Annotated in this window: 11 protein-coding genes and 1 pseudogene; 6 read left to right on the top strand and 6 right to left on the bottom strand. The window is 66.0% G+C overall.

Translation table 11 applies throughout. The annotated features are described in order from the left end of the window. The first annotated feature begins 72 nt into the window (after positions 1-72). On the top strand, positions 73-3,468 hold the full coding sequence (locus KDK95_RS25330) for a PIN domain-containing protein (protein WP_212520790.1): 3,396 nt from the start codon (positions 73-75) through the stop codon (positions 3,466-3,468). A gap of 78 nt (positions 3,469-3,546) precedes the next feature. Here KDK95_RS25330 and KDK95_RS25335 read toward each other — a convergent pair whose 3' ends face one another. Continuing rightward, positions 3,547-3,888, bottom strand: a complete 342-nt coding sequence (locus tag KDK95_RS25335) for a transposase (RefSeq protein WP_212520791.1) — start codon at positions 3,886-3,888, stop codon at positions 3,547-3,549. Between the two features lie 170 nt (positions 3,889-4,058). On the opposite strand from KDK95_RS25335, the gene KDK95_RS25340 reads away from it, so the two are divergent. The 5 genes from KDK95_RS25340 (at position 4,059) to KDK95_RS25360 (ending at position 9,567) form a co-directional block, all read left to right on the top strand. Continuing rightward, positions 4,059-4,292 (top strand): helix-turn-helix domain-containing protein, encoded by a 234-nt coding sequence (locus KDK95_RS25340; protein ID WP_249161866.1) that lies wholly within the window; start codon positions 4,059-4,061, stop codon positions 4,290-4,292. A 281-nt stretch (positions 4,293-4,573) separates the two neighbouring features. Further along, a complete protein-coding gene (locus KDK95_RS37890; protein ID WP_212520793.1) occupies positions 4,574-5,446 on the top strand; it encodes an abortive infection family protein in 873 nt (290 codons plus the stop codon). 298 nt (positions 5,447-5,744) lie between these two features. Beyond that, a complete protein-coding gene (locus KDK95_RS25350) occupies positions 5,745-7,076 on the top strand; it encodes a hypothetical protein (RefSeq protein ID WP_212520794.1) in 1,332 nt (443 codons plus the stop codon). After that, positions 7,073-7,642 (top strand): hypothetical protein, encoded by a 570-nt coding sequence (locus KDK95_RS25355; protein ID WP_212520795.1) that lies wholly within the window; start codon positions 7,073-7,075, stop codon positions 7,640-7,642. The genes KDK95_RS25350 and KDK95_RS25355 overlap by 4 nt, the downstream gene beginning before the upstream one ends. After that, the gene (locus KDK95_RS25360; RefSeq protein WP_212520796.1) at positions 7,639-9,567 is read left to right on the top strand and encodes an ATP-binding protein; all 1,929 of its coding nucleotides are present in this window, start codon (positions 7,639-7,641) and stop codon (positions 9,565-9,567) included. The genes KDK95_RS25355 and KDK95_RS25360 overlap by 4 nt, the downstream gene beginning before the upstream one ends. 281 nt (positions 9,568-9,848) lie before the next feature. Here KDK95_RS25360 and KDK95_RS25365 read toward each other — a convergent pair whose 3' ends face one another. The 5 genes and pseudogenes from KDK95_RS25365 to KDK95_RS25380 all read right to left on the bottom strand — a co-directional run bounded on the left by KDK95_RS25365 (position 9,849) and on the right by KDK95_RS25380 (position 16,409). Then, positions 9,849-11,753, bottom strand: a complete 1,905-nt coding sequence (locus KDK95_RS25365; protein ID WP_307844647.1) for a LysR family transcriptional regulator — start codon at positions 11,751-11,753, stop codon at positions 9,849-9,851. A 282-nt stretch (positions 11,754-12,035) separates the two neighbouring features. Then, a pseudogene (locus tag KDK95_RS38360) lies at positions 12,036-12,455 on the bottom strand (TniQ family protein); the annotation flags it as partial. A 14-nt stretch (positions 12,456-12,469) separates the two neighbouring features. Next, a complete protein-coding gene (locus KDK95_RS25370) occupies positions 12,470-13,546 on the bottom strand; it encodes a TniB family NTP-binding protein (RefSeq protein WP_212520798.1) in 1,077 nt (358 codons plus the stop codon). 35 nt (positions 13,547-13,581) lie between these two features. Next, positions 13,582-15,681 carry a TnsB C-terminal domain-containing protein gene (locus KDK95_RS25375; protein WP_212520799.1) on the bottom strand — a complete coding sequence of 700 codons (2,100 nt, stop codon included), beginning with the start codon at positions 15,679-15,681 and terminating at the stop codon, positions 13,582-13,584. Next, positions 15,678-16,409 (bottom strand): TnsA-like heteromeric transposase endonuclease subunit, encoded by a 732-nt coding sequence (locus KDK95_RS25380; protein ID WP_212520800.1) that lies wholly within the window; start codon positions 16,407-16,409, stop codon positions 15,678-15,680. The genes KDK95_RS25375 and KDK95_RS25380 overlap by 4 nt, the downstream gene beginning before the upstream one ends. Positions 16,410-16,492: the final 83 nt, after the last annotated feature.

A 16,492-nucleotide genomic window follows, 5' to 3' on the forward strand; every position in this document is an offset into this window, starting at 1 on the left:
GCCCCCGACACCCCCGCCGAGGTTCCGGATCCGGCGACGAGCGCCGCCGCTCTGGCCAGGCTCGCCCCGTCGGTGCACCCCTACCTCGCCCGCCTGCGGCGCGTGGATCCGGCGCGGGCGGCGAGCGCCCTGGGCGACCTCGCCGCCCGCGCCGAGGCACCAGCGGGCTGGCTCGGGCGCAGCCGGCACCGCCCGCCGCAGTGGCTGCGCGATGACGAGACCGGCGAAGCCTGGGCGGTGTTCGCCCGTTTCGCCGACAGCCACGGTTCGGCTCAAGCGATCCCCGCCTACGAGCGCGCCGCGCGCGAGCGCGCCGCGGCAGGTGACGACATCGGCGCCGCGATCTACGGGCTGTACGGCGCCTGGTGCTTCGCGAATTGCGGAACCGACGACCGGGGGGTCGCGCTCGATGAGCCGTCGCGGCGCAGCGGGGCGATCCAGAGGCTTGAGGAGCAGGCCGGGACGGTGGCCGCGCCGGTCGCGGCGTTCCTGGCCGCTGTGATCGACTTCGGGGTGGCGCGGGCGGACGCCGCCGCCCTTGAGCGCGTCCACGACGCAGCCCCGGCGGCGCTCTATGCGCTCGCGACAGATTTCGATCCCGCTCCCGGTACCGAGTCAGCGCCGGTCGGGCCCGAGACCGCACTGGCGGCGAGCCGCGCGGGCTTTGAGGAACTCGGCGAGACCGACCCGCAGATCCTGGCCGCCCTGCGCGCCGAACTGCTGGTCGTGTTTGGCGCGGTGCTGGAGGCGCGCGGTGATACCAACGGCGCGCTGCGCGCAGCCGAGGCCGCCTGCGCACACAGTCCGGGCATGTCGAGCCCACTGATCCTCAAGGCACGCGTGATGCTGCAGCGCCAGAGCGACCCAGCCGCCTCTGGGGCTCGGCGCGACGCGGTGGGGGCGTGGGCGGAGGTCGAGTCCCTCGCGCTACGCGCCCGCGACATGCGCCGGTCCTGGTTCGGTCCGGCAGGGGAGGCGCTCGCGATCGCCGGGCAGGCGCGCCTTCTCGCTGGCGACGCTCACGGCGCGCTTCGCCTCGTGCTGCCCATCCCGGATGGGCAGGCCACCGACGCCGAGGCGGCCGATTCCGACGTGCTGGTGATCGCGAGCCGAGCCGCGGTCACTGCCAGGGACGGCGCACTTGCCGCCCGGCTGGCGGCCAGGGTAAGCGACCCCATAGAGCGTGCACTGCTGCGCGCCTTCGCCCTCTTGCTGGATCCCGGGAACGAGGCCGAGGCTGAACACTGTCTCATGGCTGCGCTTCGCGAGGCCGGGCAGCGTGTCGACCAGATCCTGCGGGCTGTGCTCGTCTTGGCGCCGCTCAAGCCGTGGAAGGACCCGGGCACCGAGCTGGCGTTCGAGGAGGGGCTGCGCTTGGTGCGCGAGGCGAGCCCTGAGTCTGCGGACATGGTCGAGGCGACACTGGAGTTGCACTCAGGACGGCCGCTGGCCGCCCTAGCCCGGGCTAGGCAATACCGCAATTCCTACCCTGCTATCTATCTGGCGGTTGAGGCCGCCGAGGCCGCGGGGCGTACCGACGACGCGATCGACTTGCTCGACAAGGCGGGAAGGCGTCTGGCGGACCGGTTCCTGCGTGTGCAGGCGATGGCGCTGGCGCTGCGCACAGACAAGCTCCAGGCCGCCGAGGACATCGCCGCCGAGTTGGTGGGTGACCCCAACGACGAGATCCGTCGGCGCGCGCTGGAGATCCGGATGGAAGTAGCTAACGTCTCGGGGCGGTGGAGCACCGCCGAGGCGCTTGCCCAGCAGTTGATCGACGAGCGCGACTTCGACCGGAGCGACGCGCTGCGCGATCAGCACGTGACCGGGTACCGCTGGCTGCGCTCACTTGCGTTGTTCAACCTACGTGACACGGCCCGCGCGCTCGCCGTCCTGCAGCAGCCCGAGCCGCTCCCCGCCGCCACGCGCGGCCAAGCCATGCTCCTGCTAACCCTGCTCCACACCGAGGGAAACCTCCCCGAACCGCAACTGCCCCCGCCGGCCCTGGTCGAACGCGCCCTGGCCGTTGCCCAGGACTGGCCGGAGGACGAGGAGATCCTAGGCGCCGTGTTGAGCGTGGCGAGCCTCGCCTCGGCCGATACTGTCATGCCCGACGAGGTGGTGCAGCGCCTTCAGAAGCTTTCGCAGTCGTTCTTCACCCGCTTCGACTCCCCCCGGTGGCAGCAGGTCGATACCGGGGAGAACCTTGACGGCCTCGTCGAATTCATGCGTGAGCACATGGCGCCTGGATCGCAGGCCCTCGCCCAGATCTTCCCGATGGTCTGGCTTGGCATTTACCCGCACGAGCTCATGACCGCGACCGGACGCCGCTCATACGCCGAGTCACTGATCAAGAACAGCCTCGGATGCTACGTGATCGCCACCCCCGATCCTGCGCTCGTGGCGATCGAGCGCCAAGCCGCGGCCGACGCGCTCGAGAACACCGGCGTAGTGATCGACACCAGCGCCCTTTACCTGCTCGAACACCTCGCCCTGTCAGCGGACAAAATCACAGCGTGGTTCGCGCGCGTGCTGATGCCCGCGACCCAGCGTGACGACGTCCTCAACACGCGCGCTGCGCTCGCGGTACGCGCGACCGGCACGCTCGGCTGGGACCCACACGCCAACCGCCCGTTCTTCAGCGAAATCCCGCAGGAGACCGTCGAGAAGTGGGCCGAGCAGGCGCGGAGCCTGGCCGGGCGGCTTGAACTCGTCGAGCCCGTCCAGGCATCCGAGACTGCGGCCGAAGTGGAGCGTAACTGGTCCGAGGCGGTTCGCACCGCGAAGGAGCGCGGGTTAGCGCTGTGGGCGGACGACTTCGCGCTGCGCCAGGTCGCGCGCGCCGAGGGCGTGGCGTCGTTCGGCACCTTGGACCTGCTCGGCCTGCAAGCCCAGCGGGCGGTGATCAGCCGCGAGGACTACTCGCGTGCACTCGACGATCTCGTCGATGCGCGCGCCGTGGACCTACCAATCATCGAGCGCCTGGAAGCCATCTGCGCCAAGGAACAGTGGCGCGCCGACGGCTACGGAGCGCTGATGCTCTCACGGCCGGCGACTTGGGCCCCGCCGCGGCAGGGCTGGGAGCGGTACATGAAGCTGATGCGCGCGCTCGAGCCCCAGACGGAGCGGGAGACGGTCGCGGCGTGGGCGCTGTCCGCGGCTACTGGGTTGGCCTGGGCGAGCCCGCCGCTCGAGCGGGCGGGCGCGGTCGGCAGGCTGCTCGTGTGGACGGCGGTGACCAGGAACGACTCGAAATTGATCCCGCTGCTGCTCGACGTCGGCGAAGTGGTCGGTCGCGTGGCAATGCCCGACTCGGACGTGCTCGCGCGGTTCGTCGAGGTGCTCGCCGACATCGTACGCCAGGCCGCGGGCGCCGAGCAGTCCGGAGCCATCGTCAGCAGACTCCTGCAGCCGCTGGACGACGAGCGCCGTGAACGAGCGATGCGAGTGTTCCTCGGCGCTAGATGACACGGTTGCCAACGTTGGCCGGTGACGCCTGTAGCCCGCCAACCCGCGCCAACGTTGACAGTGCGTGTCAACCTTGAGTCACCCGGCCGCGGTGTGCTGGAGTTCCGATGCGAACAGCACTGCGGCCGCCTTGAGTACCTGGTTCGCGCGACGCAGATCCGCGTTCTCGCGCTCTAAGCTCTCGATGCGCTCCGCGCTGGGCTTACTGACCGGCCGCTCCGGTGCTGGAGACGCCGGGCCGGCCTCAGGCTCGGGTTCGGCTTTCTTAACCCAGTGCCGCAGCACCTCGGGATGAATCCCCATCAGATCGCCAACCGTGCCGACGATCCCAGCGCGCTGCGGATCCTGGCGCCTGATGTCCAGAACCATCCGCACCGCGCTGTCCATCAGGTCCGGCGGGTACTTCCGTACTGCGGGCACGAGCCGCCACCTCCCAGTTGCCCGGCCCCGGCCGCACTGCACGGCCGAGCAGCCGTCAGCCTATTCCGTAGAAATTATGCACAGCTGTTCATGGTGGTCAAATACGGGCGAATGGTCCAGTCAGTGTCGTGCCACCCACCCCACCGGATCCCACGTTGCATACGCTCGGAATGCATGTGCGACGCATACGGGAAGCCGCGGGAATCACTCTTGAGGAGCTTGCACGGCGGAGCGGGCTGAGCTTCCGAGGCGTGGTCTACATCGAGCATGGCAAGCGCAATCCAAGCTTGACCACGCTGCTCAACCTTGCCCGAGGCCTCGATATTGAGCCTTCGCGCCTTCTGGAGGTTTTTGACGCCGCGCGCCGCGAGCCGATCGAGTCACCCAAGTCGGATCCTGAGTAAGTCTTGGACCAGCCAAACTTGATCCACCCCGGGTGGTGTGCCTTGGATTTAGTGGAGTCGGGACGTTGGACATCTGTCGATTCGAGGGCGGTGGAGTCTTCATGCCCCGCTCGGAGCCAACGCCCCGCAGATCGTTCATTCCCGGCGCGGGACGTAAATTGATTCCAGTGCTGGGTGCCAGCACGTGGGAGACTGCGACCGTGTCACCATCTGATCACTCTCCGCGGCAGCGTGTGGCCCCGATGCCGAGTCCCGCGCTGCCGACAGGCGTGCGCTCTGCGGTGCTCGACCTCGCCGCCGATCTGACGATCCATGAGGTGTGGCGGCTCTTCCAGGACGCAGGCTTCCAAGTCTCATTCATGCCGAATCCTCCACTGCCGAAGAACGCCGGTCTCGGAATTAAATTGATCGCAGGTCTCGGGGCGGCAGGCGATATGAACCCGAGGAGCCAGGCGGAGCGCGGCATCGATGCGGTCGACGGTGGGAATCCCGCCGCGCTGCTCAAGCTCCTGAGCCTTGTTGAGGAACTGACGTGGCTACATCGCACCCGGTTCGGGGCCAGCGTGAAGGCCGAGCGACTGCAGAGGCAGTTGGAGCGCACCGGCTACCGAATTGAGGAGTCCGGGCGTATCCGCCTGCCCGCCGCAACGCTGGCCAGCGGCAGCCTCGAGGCAGTTCGTGACCCGCGTGCGCTGCAGGTCCTACTCGCGCGCATCGAACACGCGCTGCCCGATGATCCGATGCTCGCTCTCGGCATCGCTAAGGAGTTGATCGAGTCCACCGCGCGGATCATCCTCGCGCAACTCGCCGTGACCGCGCCTGCGGACGCGGATGTACCGCGACTTGTCTACCTGGTCGAATCGGCGCTCGCGATCCACCCACAAAGCGGCGATGGGATGGATGCCTCCCCGCATGTCCGCGGACTTTTAGGAAAGCTCACCGGCATCCCCAATGACCTCGCCGCCCTGCGCAACACCGCAGGATCCGGTCATGGCCGCGTCGAACTGCCGACGGGGCTCGCGCCACGCCACGCCCGTCTAGCCCTGAACGCCTCGATCACCTGGTGCAGATTCGCGCTCGACACCCTAGGCGACCCCAACGCCGCGTGGCGCTCGCGTGCCGACCGCGAGAGTGCAGAGGAATCTGAGCTCTGATTTTTCGCTACCCGTACGAGGCACGTCGCGAGGGAACCGCAGGGAATTCCGCGGTACGTAACACGCTCGCGCTCCCTGGGCCGTGAGCAGCTCTCGGCGATACGCGTGGAGAATGAGACTAAGAGGATCTCCTGTGCCTGATGATGCTTGATCATTCGAGTGCGTTTATCTGCAAGGATGCGCTCGCTCGGATCGCGGATGCGCTTGCACGCGCCTCTCGCTGGGCGCCTATCGGATGGTCTATGTTGGATGAGTGTCAGGGGACTTAGGCGGAACCGGTGCGAGTGCAGTTCAGCTCGTGATGACCGTGGATCCGGAGGATGACGCGGGGGCGGAGACAGCTGACTGGTACGAGTGGCAGGCGGTCATGGCCGCCGCCGACGGCATGGCCCTGTACGTGAAGGCCCTCGACGCTAACGGGCGCATCACCGACGACACGTGTCGGATCATCTGCGAGCGCCACGAAGACTGGGTTGTCCTGCAGGGCCAGGACGCGGAACTGGTCTCCGCGAAACACAAGGACCCTGCCTACGGGGCTTACACGACGCTGAGGAAGCTGTTCGACGATGGCGGTCTGGCCCACCTATTCCGGAGGTGGTTGGCCTTGGGCGCCAAACCGACGTGCAGACTCGTCACCACCCCGGGCCTCTCGGCTGGCCCGGCCCAGAACCTAGAGAAGGCCTGTGAGTACTTGCGCGACCTTAGGCTGGGTGGTGCCGCGGTCGCCGTATCCGACGAACATCGCAGTGTCGTGGACGACGCGTGCGGCACGCTGGACCGCTCGAAGCTTCCGGATGACTGGCGGGAGGGTGGTTTCTCGGGTGACTTCCCCGGCACAGGGCACCGGGACCAGATGGCGCGCTTCATGTCGGTTTTGAGCATCGACCACGGCCAGGCACGGCGCCAGCACACCGACTTCGCCGCGCCCGCAATGTTCGCCCAGCCCGTTGTCGATCGACTCGGCCTTCATACTCCGGCCGCGGAGATCTGGGAAGCGGTCCTGAGGCTCTTTCGCGCCCGCATGCGCGCCGGCGGCCCGGTGCCGCTCGCGGCACTGCCGAAGGTACTTGCATACCGGATCGGAGCCAGCGCGCCGAACGTCGAGGAAATCGAACGGTCTCTCGTCGATCGGATCATCACCATGCAGGACATCGACGTTGCCATCCGTGTCGCGGTGCGCAATCCAGGAGGGTTTCGCCCGCTTCCGCGGCTGCAGCGCGCGAGCCGGGTGGCGGTGAAGATGGCTGCCGGAACGTGCACCGACAATAGCATCGAGCGCGCCGAGCAGTTGCGAGCCGACTACCAGGAATATTGGTCGGAGCGCATGGCAATCGACGCTGGTGCGCGCGTTGAACAGGCTCGCCTTCGGCGCACACTGCTGAAGGTGAGCGACGAGGCTACCCAGGCGGTCGGAGGTATCGCGGCCGCCAGCGGGCCGGTGCTGTGGGCTGAGCTCCAGCGGCGCCTGGAGGAGCTACCTCGCACGGATTTTCCAGACGACATGGATGCCGAACTACTTCTTGGCGGGGTCTGCGAGCTCTCGAACCACTGCCGGGTATGGTTCAGCGAGCGGTTCGACGTCGATGCGGCGCTGGCGTCGCTCCGCGCAGACACGGGGAGCGACGCATGACCACACTGGATGCACTCGAGCTCGCGCTGCTCCGCGAAGATCTCGCCTATCATCAAGCCCGCGTCCTCCTACTCGTAGACGCGGTAGCCGCCGCGCCAGGCCACGCCAGAAAGCTTGACGGCCTCACGAAGCTCGCGAAGCTGGACTTCCTCGTCAGGTACCCCGCCTTCGCGCCGGTCGTCCTCGCCGGCCTCGACGGTGCGGATAGCCGGTTGCACCTGACCGAAGCCGATACCGAGGCCCCCGCGGAGGTCGAGGCGCCAATGACCCGCTACAAGTACGGCCCGTGGGACGACAGGTACTACGCAGTCATCGGCGCGCTCGTCGGCCGGGGCCTGCTGAGATACGTGCCCGCCAGAAAGGGCAGCGTCGCGCTCGCGCCGACAGCCGAGGGCCGTCGGCTGGCCCGGGCAATGTCGGAATCGGCGGAGTGGCAACAGGTAAGCGACCGGTGCTGGGCGGTCGCCGACGCGTCATCCGGGTTGACGGGAAACGCGCTGAAGGCGCTCATCTACGAGCGCCTCGCCGCACTGATGGACCGACCGCATAGGCAGGTAATTCGATGAGCACCAGATTTCGGCTCGACGCGGTCACCCTCGACACTGTCGAGGGTCAGGTCCACTATGAATTCCCCTCGGACCTGACCGTCCTGGCCGGACGCACCGGGGTCGGCAAGACCACCCTGCTCGAAGCCGTCAAATATGGCTTCGGCGGGGACGGGATGCTCGCACCGGTCGTCGTGGAGAGTGTCAGGGACGTCACGCTCAACATCACGATCGGTCAGGTGCGCCTGCAAATCTCACGCAGTGTGGACCCGCGCAAGAGCAAGGTCGCGCGAGTGATCGACCTGATTACCCGGGAGCGGTTGCCCGATCACCACATCGACTCCGGCCAACCCAGTCTCAACACACTGCTGCTTGGGGCGCTAGGCTTCGCCGACGATCTGAAAGCTGCGCCCCGCGGGGCTTCGAGCAGCGCCGGCACGAGGATCTCGTTCGCCGATATCTTCTCGTTCCTGTACGTGCCCCAGGCCGACATCAACCGCGACATCGCCAACAGCCAGGAGACCTACCGGGAGCCCAAGCGGAAGGCAGTGTTCGAGCTGCTGTTCGGCCTGACCGACCCGTCCATCTTGGGGCTGCGCTCGAAGTACAACACGATGTCCGGCGACGTTTCGGCAGCTGAGAGCACCCGGCAGACGGTGCTGGACTTCCTGCGCGAAAGTAACACCACGACGCAGTCCGATGCTCAAGCTGCCCTCGAGCAGGCCCGCGAGGCTGAGCAAGTGGCGGAGCTCGAGCTGCAAGCCCTGCGCGAACAGATCGACCCAGTCTCCGACCGGGAGACCCAGACGCTTCGTGATCTGCTCAATGAATCCGAACGTGCCCTGGCCGCCGCGCGTGCGACGGTGATCGACCTTGTGCGGAAGCAAGCCGAGTACGGAGGCGAACAGCGCCGAGTCCGCTCCGACCTCGACCGGCTCCACCGGATGCGCGATGCAGGTGCGCGCCTGGCGAACATTGAGTTCGCCGTGTGCCCTCGTTGCATGCAGTCGCTCACCCAACGCCCCGTTCCCGACGGTGCCTGCCGCGTATGCCTGCAGCACGACCCCATCGAACCGACCGAGGACGTCGACCAGTACGAGGCACGACAACTGGCAGAACAGCTCGAAGAGATCGCCCACCAACTCGCCCTCATCGCGGCGCAGCTGGAGGAGACCACCGAATTGGTGGTCGATCGCGAGCGCCTCGTGCACGACCTGACCAAGCAACTCGAGGTCAGAACAGCGGAACGCATCACCCCGCGCCTGCAGGCGTTCAGCGATAGCTCAGAGCGCCTCGCGACCGCCCGAGCTAAGCAACAGCAACTCGAGGAAGTCATGCGCCAGTGGGATCGAGTCGACGATCTCTCCCGTGTGGTGCAGAACCTGCGGCGTGAACGTGAAGGCATCAAGGCTACGATCGACGATTCCGAGCGCGCCCTGGCCGTCCGGCACCAGGAAGTTCTCGAAGCGCTCGACGAGGAGTTCCAGGCTACTGTAGCCGCCATGGGTATCCCAGGCGCCGAAACTGCGAGTATCCACCCAACGAACTACCTACCGCTGATCAACGACAAGCCGTTCAAGAACGTCAGCCGCGGAGGCGGAATCATCACCGCCACCCAGGTCGCCTACTGGACCTCTGTGATCGCGGTGGCGCTCACCGAGAATGTTCCATACCCCGGGTTCCTCCTGCTCGACAGCCCTCGACTGGCGCTGAATACTTCCGAGGAACTGTCGGCCGCACTTTACCGCAGGCTCAGGGCCCTGGCCGGCGTGAGTAACGGACAGTTGCAGGTCATCATCGCCGACAACGAACTGCCCCGCGAATACCGCGGCGACTACGCAGAGATCGACTTCACCTACGACTCGCCGACGATTTCCACCATCGAACACCCCGGACCCGCGATGGTGCGCACCATCGACAACACTGCAGAACAGGATCGCGCGTAGACCCGGTGGCAGTTTCTGTTCGCCGAGAAGCGCTGGGTCCCTGGGCGGATCGCTAAACCCATGTCAAGTGGGTTCGGTGGAGCCGGGAAAGACGGATGCTGGGAGCGCACCGTGCCGCGGGCTCGGTCTGGCCTCCTCGTGAACTCGCCTTCGTCTACGGGATCTCCCACGCATGGCACTCGGGGACCCGAGCGCCGAGTTCCGCCGACCCTCGTACTGGTGCTGCGGAACGGGTAGTTCGGCGCTGATAACTTGAACCTTCAATTCTGTGGCACGGAGCATTAGCGATCATCGAGCTGGTGCAGAGCAGCCAGGACTGCGTGTCCGGTTTCGGTAAGCTGCATGGCAGAGCCGCGTTCGGCTCGGACAAGAAGAGGTTCGCCGAGATCGCGCTCCAGCCTCGTGATCTGACTCGTGAGTGCTGACTGGGTGGTACCCAGCGTCGCAGCGGCGGCGGTAAGCGTGTCGTAGGCGCTTACGGCGGCGAATCTGCGCAGACGTTCGAGCGCGTATTCCCCATGTAAGAGCGGCCAGAGGATTTCGGGAGCGGCGTCGACGCCGTGCATGGCGTTGTGGTGGCTGGCGCCGCCGCGAGGGCGCAGTGGGATCCCGTGGGTGCGGGCCCAACGGGCCATGTTTGCGGTGCTCATTCCTTTCTCGCGCGCGATCTCCGGGAGGGTGCGTCGGCGGGTTACGTACTGCTCGAATAGCCAATCTCGTTCGACGACACCACGGCGCTTGTAGTCCTGGGGACCTTCGCGCAGCTCGATGCCATGCTTTATCGCGAGTCTGGCCACGGTGTTCCTCGAAACTCCAACGTCGAGTGCGATGGCACGTAGTGATTGGTGCTCGTCGATGTAGCGGCGGCGGAACTCGTCCGGAGCGAGTTTCTGGCTGACTGCATCGCGCACAAGCAATATGGCGCAGGCCCGCGCCGAGGGTGGGGCAGGTGGAGCCGGATATTCCTCAAGAGTGAGACGGACCGCCTCGATGCTCGTGCCGAACACCTTGGCAGCGGCTGCGACCGCGTTACGGCGTCCGCAGACCAGTCGATGCAGCCGCTCGACGTCGATGGCGGCAGGGTCGGCTCCGGGAAGGTCGAGGCCATCGAGAAGGTCAGTTGGTGGGTGCCAGTTCACCGCCTCGCCATGGACTCCGTTTTGGGCGAGGAACGTTTCTGAGGCGTAGTCAAGGCCTTGGGAAAGTAGTGGCGTCCGCAACGCGGCGAAACGTTCTGCTTCTGCCCGGAAGGCGGCTACGCCAGCCATGGGGAACTCGGGTGCGGATTCGAGTGGCATACCGCTGAGGCGGCGGAACAGGACACATCGTGCGATACGGATGCGCAGTTCGCCGCCTGGAGGGTAGCCCGCTTCGCGGCAGATCGCTTTCCACTGCCCAGGAGGCAGCAAATCGGCGTAGTCCAGACGTCGCCGTCTTCTGTAGTCGATGGGACTGCCGTGGTTGTCCAAGTAGTTCGCGAGACGGATCAGGGCAGTTGCCACCGGCTCCCAACACTGCTTCTCCTGTAGTAGTTGGAGCACGCGAGAGACGGTTAAGCCGTCACAGGCCTCGCCGAGCCTCGCTGAGGCCGCGTTGAGCTCGAGTCTGCTGCCCACCAGGAGTACCGATGCGGCAAGCGCCGGGGCCAGAATTCGCGGATAGGCACCGTCTGCAGGGCTGAGCCGGACGACCCACGATGGCCAGAGTTCGCTGGGAAGCGCACAGGCACGGCGGCTGATCTCTGCGCTGGTGTTGGTGGGCGCCGAGGGCGTGGCGAGAGTGCGGAAGCGCAACTGGTCGCTGGGGCGCAGCGACGGGCCGAGCGCGGCCAACTGCACTGTTCGCAGAACCAGGCCAGTGCCCCGACCCCAGGTATCGATGTTGGAAGCAGTGGTTTTCTCGGTTCCGTCACGAACCGTCGTGATCAGCGGGCGCAAGGCCTTGGCTGCCGGAGCCAGTCGGGTCTCGCCGAGAATCCGCAATGTGGCGATCACTGCGATTGCAGTTATCGCAGCCGTCGGCGGTGCCATGAATCCAGGACGGGCTTGTGCCCGGTGGTGAATTCCTGCCGGCGACGTCGTGAAGTGGGCTTCGAGGACGTCCTTAGGAGCCCATGCCGAGAGGTCGGCGGGGTTGACATTGGCCAGGATCCGGCCGGCGATTGCTCGTAGATCGGACAGCGCCACGGCTGCGGGTTGAGGAAGTCTCGCGTACAAGCCAAAGTCGGCCCGGTCGTTCTCGATGGTGTCAGAGAGGAGCCGCTGCGCGGTGAGAGCGAGATGATCCTCGGGCAGGCACAGTGTCTTAGCTAGGGTCAGATCTCCGGTGCATCGAGATACATCGACGGAGTCAGCAGATCGTGATGACCGATAGCCGCAGTAGCCAGGCGTTGGTATGCCGTATCGGGAGAAGGGCCAAAGCCGTGGGGTGCGCGCGCAGTGAGGGCATGAGTCTGCGAGAAGCCGATGGTGACGGACACACGCGAAGGACCATCCCAATCGCCAGTCCAACTGCCAGCGCCCGCTGCTCTCTGCCAAGCAGTCTGGGCAGTACCGGGAGCCAGTTGCCCGTCCCCACAGCCGGCGCCTGTTGACCTGTCGCCTTTCGCGGTTGATCAACACAGCGCGGCCGTCGAAAGCCGCGAGAGTCATCGCATGCAACTGCTGAGGGTTGACCCCGGTGGCGTGAGCTAGAGCGCCCGCCTCGTGGTCGCGCAGTACGATCGTCCAGTCGAACGGCAGATCCAGGTCCCGGTTGCCGCTCCTGGCCCTGGCTGGAAGCCCCAGGGCGGCAAGTACATCCCCATGGCGGGTCTGTAGCCGATGCGAGAGCGCTTCAAGCCATGAGTCCAAAGACTCACCGGCTACCGGCGCCAGCCGGATCGGCATCGTGCGTACCGTGCTCACGTTTCCCGCCGCGCTCGTCTCCTTGGCTTGCTGGTCTTCTTGCCAGAGGCCAGCAATGCCTCCCACTGCGCCCGCTGTTCCGCCGCCTCTCGGTCAAGAGTCACATCGGCCATCAACGCCTCAGTGATGCACTCGTCCCCGTTTCGAATTGCCCGCAGGCAACCGCGCCGGATCAGCTGCATCAGGGAACCGATGTGCCCGGTACAGCGGGCGTAGAGGTAGTCAGATAGGTCGTCGGCCAGCATCCCCTCCCACTTGCCCGCCAGCACGAGCCGCTGTTCTAGGGACAGTAGGAAGTTGCGCCACTGCATCCGCCCAGCCTCGTGATCGATCGTGAACGGGGCCAGCCCCAGCGGCGTGATCCTGCGCCCAAGCTGCGGATCGTCGTACAGACCCTTCTTCTCTAGGTCATAGCCAATGAAAAGGATCATTAGCGGAAATTCGTTCGCGATCGTCTTGAACTCGTTAGCCAGCTCCGTCCCGCGAGCCGAGCGGAACTTCAGGAAGTGCACATCGTCGACGAGCAAGAGCCGCGACTCGCAGGAGATCGCGCAATCCAGAGCCCGCGCGAGGAACGAGTTAGCCGTGCCGCTGCGCTGCCCGGCGTGTGCGAAAAACTCCAGCAGTGCCCAGTTGAAGTCCTTCACTCGAGTATCGCCGCGCATTCCGACCCGGATCACGGGCCATCGCTCTTGCCCTGCTGTGGTGAATCGGCCGTTCTCTCGGATCAGGTCGTTGTGCACCTTCTTGGCGAACGAGAGTCCGACGGTGGTCTTGCCTAGGCCCGGAAACGCGTCGACCGCGGCCATACCCTTGGCCTCCCAGTTCGGCTGGTCCAACCCAGCTTCGAACACGTCAGCCAGGTCTTCGACCAATGCCTTGGCCTGATCTGTCCTGATTGGTCGTAGGTTGGACAGATAACTACGGCGCCACCGGTTGTGCTTGTCGGCCGCCTCATCCTTCATCCCCTTGACCTCGGTTATGGTCAGATCCGGCGGCCGGGGGTGTTCTGGAGCCTCGGCGAACGCTGCGAAACCCTCCTTCCTGGTCAATGTCAGGTCGTCAAGAGCCAACTTCCTCCATGCCGGATCCTCCGCAGCAGCCAGACTCACAGGTCCTCCAGCGCATCGGCGTAGAAGTCTTGTTCACCGGTCCGGTCGAGGACGATCCCGGCGCCCGTCTCAAGTGCGGCGAAGTCCGCCCCGTCGTCGTCGCCGTACAAGTCCTCATCGACCGGGCCCGTCTGCCCGGGGGCGGCGGGCTGTTCGACCGGAAGGGCGAACGCGGCCTGGTCTCGCGCCGCCCGCAGTGCCATGCGCCGCTCGGCCAGCGTCACCCCCTGCCCCAGGCTCCAACGTTCGAGCAGGTCTTTGACTGCGAGCGGATCGCTCGGGTGGAGGTACTTCTTGGCCGCCAGCGTCCTCGCGAACTCGAGCGCATCCGCGCTCAACGGGAACTCGCGCGCCGCCGCGTGCTCCCAATCCAGCCGGTGCCACACCCGGTCCAGGTCCCGGAAATATGCGTGATCGATATCGTCGGGGTTGACTTGGATCGGCCACTTCCGACCCGGGTAGGGGCTCGGGCGTCCGTCCCGATACAGACCCTTGCCGTTGTAGCGCCGCCCGTCGATCTCTACCCCGTAGGGTTGGATGGTGCGCCACTTCGTCTCTAAGAACTCCAGCGCCAGATATCGATCGCGAGGAACCTCGATGTAACCTGCGCGGCTTACGCCGTGCTCGAACATCTGCGCCGGCGACAGGTGCAGCCCTGCAACCCCGGGGTCAACCAGGCTTGAATGCGGCGTGTGGTGATACGTGGCCGCGATCCACTGGCGGATGCGGTCGAGCAGCTCATCTATGTAGTAGAACGCCTCGCGCTCCGGGTGCTCCCCGCGCGAGAAAATGTCCTGGCCCTTATACCCAGGAAGTCGGTGCAGTAGATCCTCCCTCAAGGTCTTGAAGAACCTCTCGATCGGCCCCTTGTCCCGGCCCGTTCGCAGCCGCACCGGCTGTATGGATATGCCCATCCGGGCACACACGCTGCGCAGATGCTCCGAGATATAGACCTTCCCGTGATCGATCACGATGGCTTCCGGCACCAGTGCCGGACCCGCGGCCCTTGCCATCGGCCCGTCGATTGCGGCGGGGTCCAGCAGCACCGAGCGGGGCAGGCCATGCTCTGGCCAGACTGCCTCGTTCGGCCAGTGCGCCAGCGTAGGCAGGGGCCGATACGCCTGGAAGAGCACCGCAGCCGCGTCCACCGCCTTCGTGGACACCGGAGTCAGGCGTATCCCGACGACGCACCGGGTGTACCAGTCCATGGCCACGGTGAGCTCGCAGTTGACCCAGCGCAGCGTCACCGGATCCAGAGCGAATACGTCCAGCCGCGTGGTGTCCATCAGCACGTACTCGCCCGGCCGTGTTGGGCGCAACCGACCGAAAACCTCCCTCGGCCGCCCGGCGATATCCCGGTTCCGCTTGGTGCTCAGCCGGAAGGTCGGATGCTGCCGTTCCAACGCCGCAAGCGCCTCATGAGCCTTCGACCGGCCCGGCAACTTCACCGCACCGTCCCCGAACCTCGCGATCACCCGGGCCTCAGCCTGCTCCAGCACCGTCTTGCGCAACGGCTTGGACTGGTCGACATGCTCCACCAACACCTCGACCACGGCCTCCACCCACCGGGCATCGCAGCGGTCGAGCACGCTGACCTCTCGGATCGGTCTGGCCAGACCCGCCTCTCCTGTACGTTCCACGTCCGCGACCCAGCGGCGCACCGTGCGCCAGTGCACACCGAGTTCCGCGGCCTTCGCCTCATACCGAGCCATCTGCGGCAACGATGGGTCGTACTCCGGCCGAGGCTCGCCGTCCCGAGCCAGCTCCTCTGACCCCGACCGGTAGCCCGTCAATACCTCCCGAGCATGCTCCGCACGCTCCACGAGCCGGGCAAGCTCGGTGCCGGTCAACCTCGAGACGATCACGGAGGCCAACTCGTCCTCGTCGTCTCCGGACGGCCCGGGGCCGTCGGCTACCACCCGTGCACGGTCGGAAAACAGCAGTTCCTTGACAGAGACTCGGAGCATATGCCCGCGCACACTCCGCAAGACCACATCGGTTCCGGCCTGCTGTGCGGCAAGCTCGACCACCTCGACAAGTTCACCGTCATAGACCAGGCGCAAACCCACCCCAAGTCGCACCGCGCTCCTGCTCATAACGCCCTCCGGACGATGCTCGTAGGTGACAGAGGCCGATCGATGTCCGTGACAATCGACCCTGACCAAAGCAGGTGAAGCACAGCAGGCCGCACGAGCCGCGCATCGGCTTGATGCCCAGCCCCAAACGCCTCCCCAAGCGTCATGCCGTCCTCGAACCCCGCCTGCACGCGAGTCAGCAGCACCGGGTCGAAGAGCCATGATCTGCGATATCCGGCTAGGAATCGCAGGTTTTCCAACCTCGCCGCCGATGGCTCGCTCCAGATCTCGTATCGCCAACCCCGGTCCTCGACTACGGCTCGTGCCCATCCGAGGGCGAACGCCACCTCGTCCTTTGACAGCATCGCCGCCGGCTTCACATCCACTACCAACGGCCCGGACCCCGTCAGCAGAAGGAAGTCGGGAACATGCCGCCGCTCGATGCCATCGACCTGAGCCGTCATCAAGAACGGCTGCGCGACGATCCGGGAGACACCCGGATCGAAGTCCGCAGCGAGCAGACTAGCCAACTCCAGGCGAGACTCGAAGATTACAAGATCCTTCTCGGTGGCCGCCCAGTACGAACCCGAATAATGCCGCTGGCCGAAGTACCATCTGAATGTCCGCCACGGCCCGGCGGCCAGCAGCCCTGTTAGCGGCGCGGCAGTGAACTCACACGCGATCGTCTCTGCGCCCAGCAGATCCTTCGCACGGATGCGGGCGCTCGATATCGCTATCCGACCAGGCATTCCGCCTCACAGAACGAGCCAGTTCGACATCGATGCCCACAATCTCGCACGATGACAGCGACATCACCGGGTTCCGCCGGAAC

This window comes from Actinospica acidithermotolerans (assembly GCF_018139625.1).
Lineage (GTDB): Bacteria > Actinomycetota > Actinomycetes > Streptomycetales > Catenulisporaceae > Actinospica > Actinospica acidithermotolerans.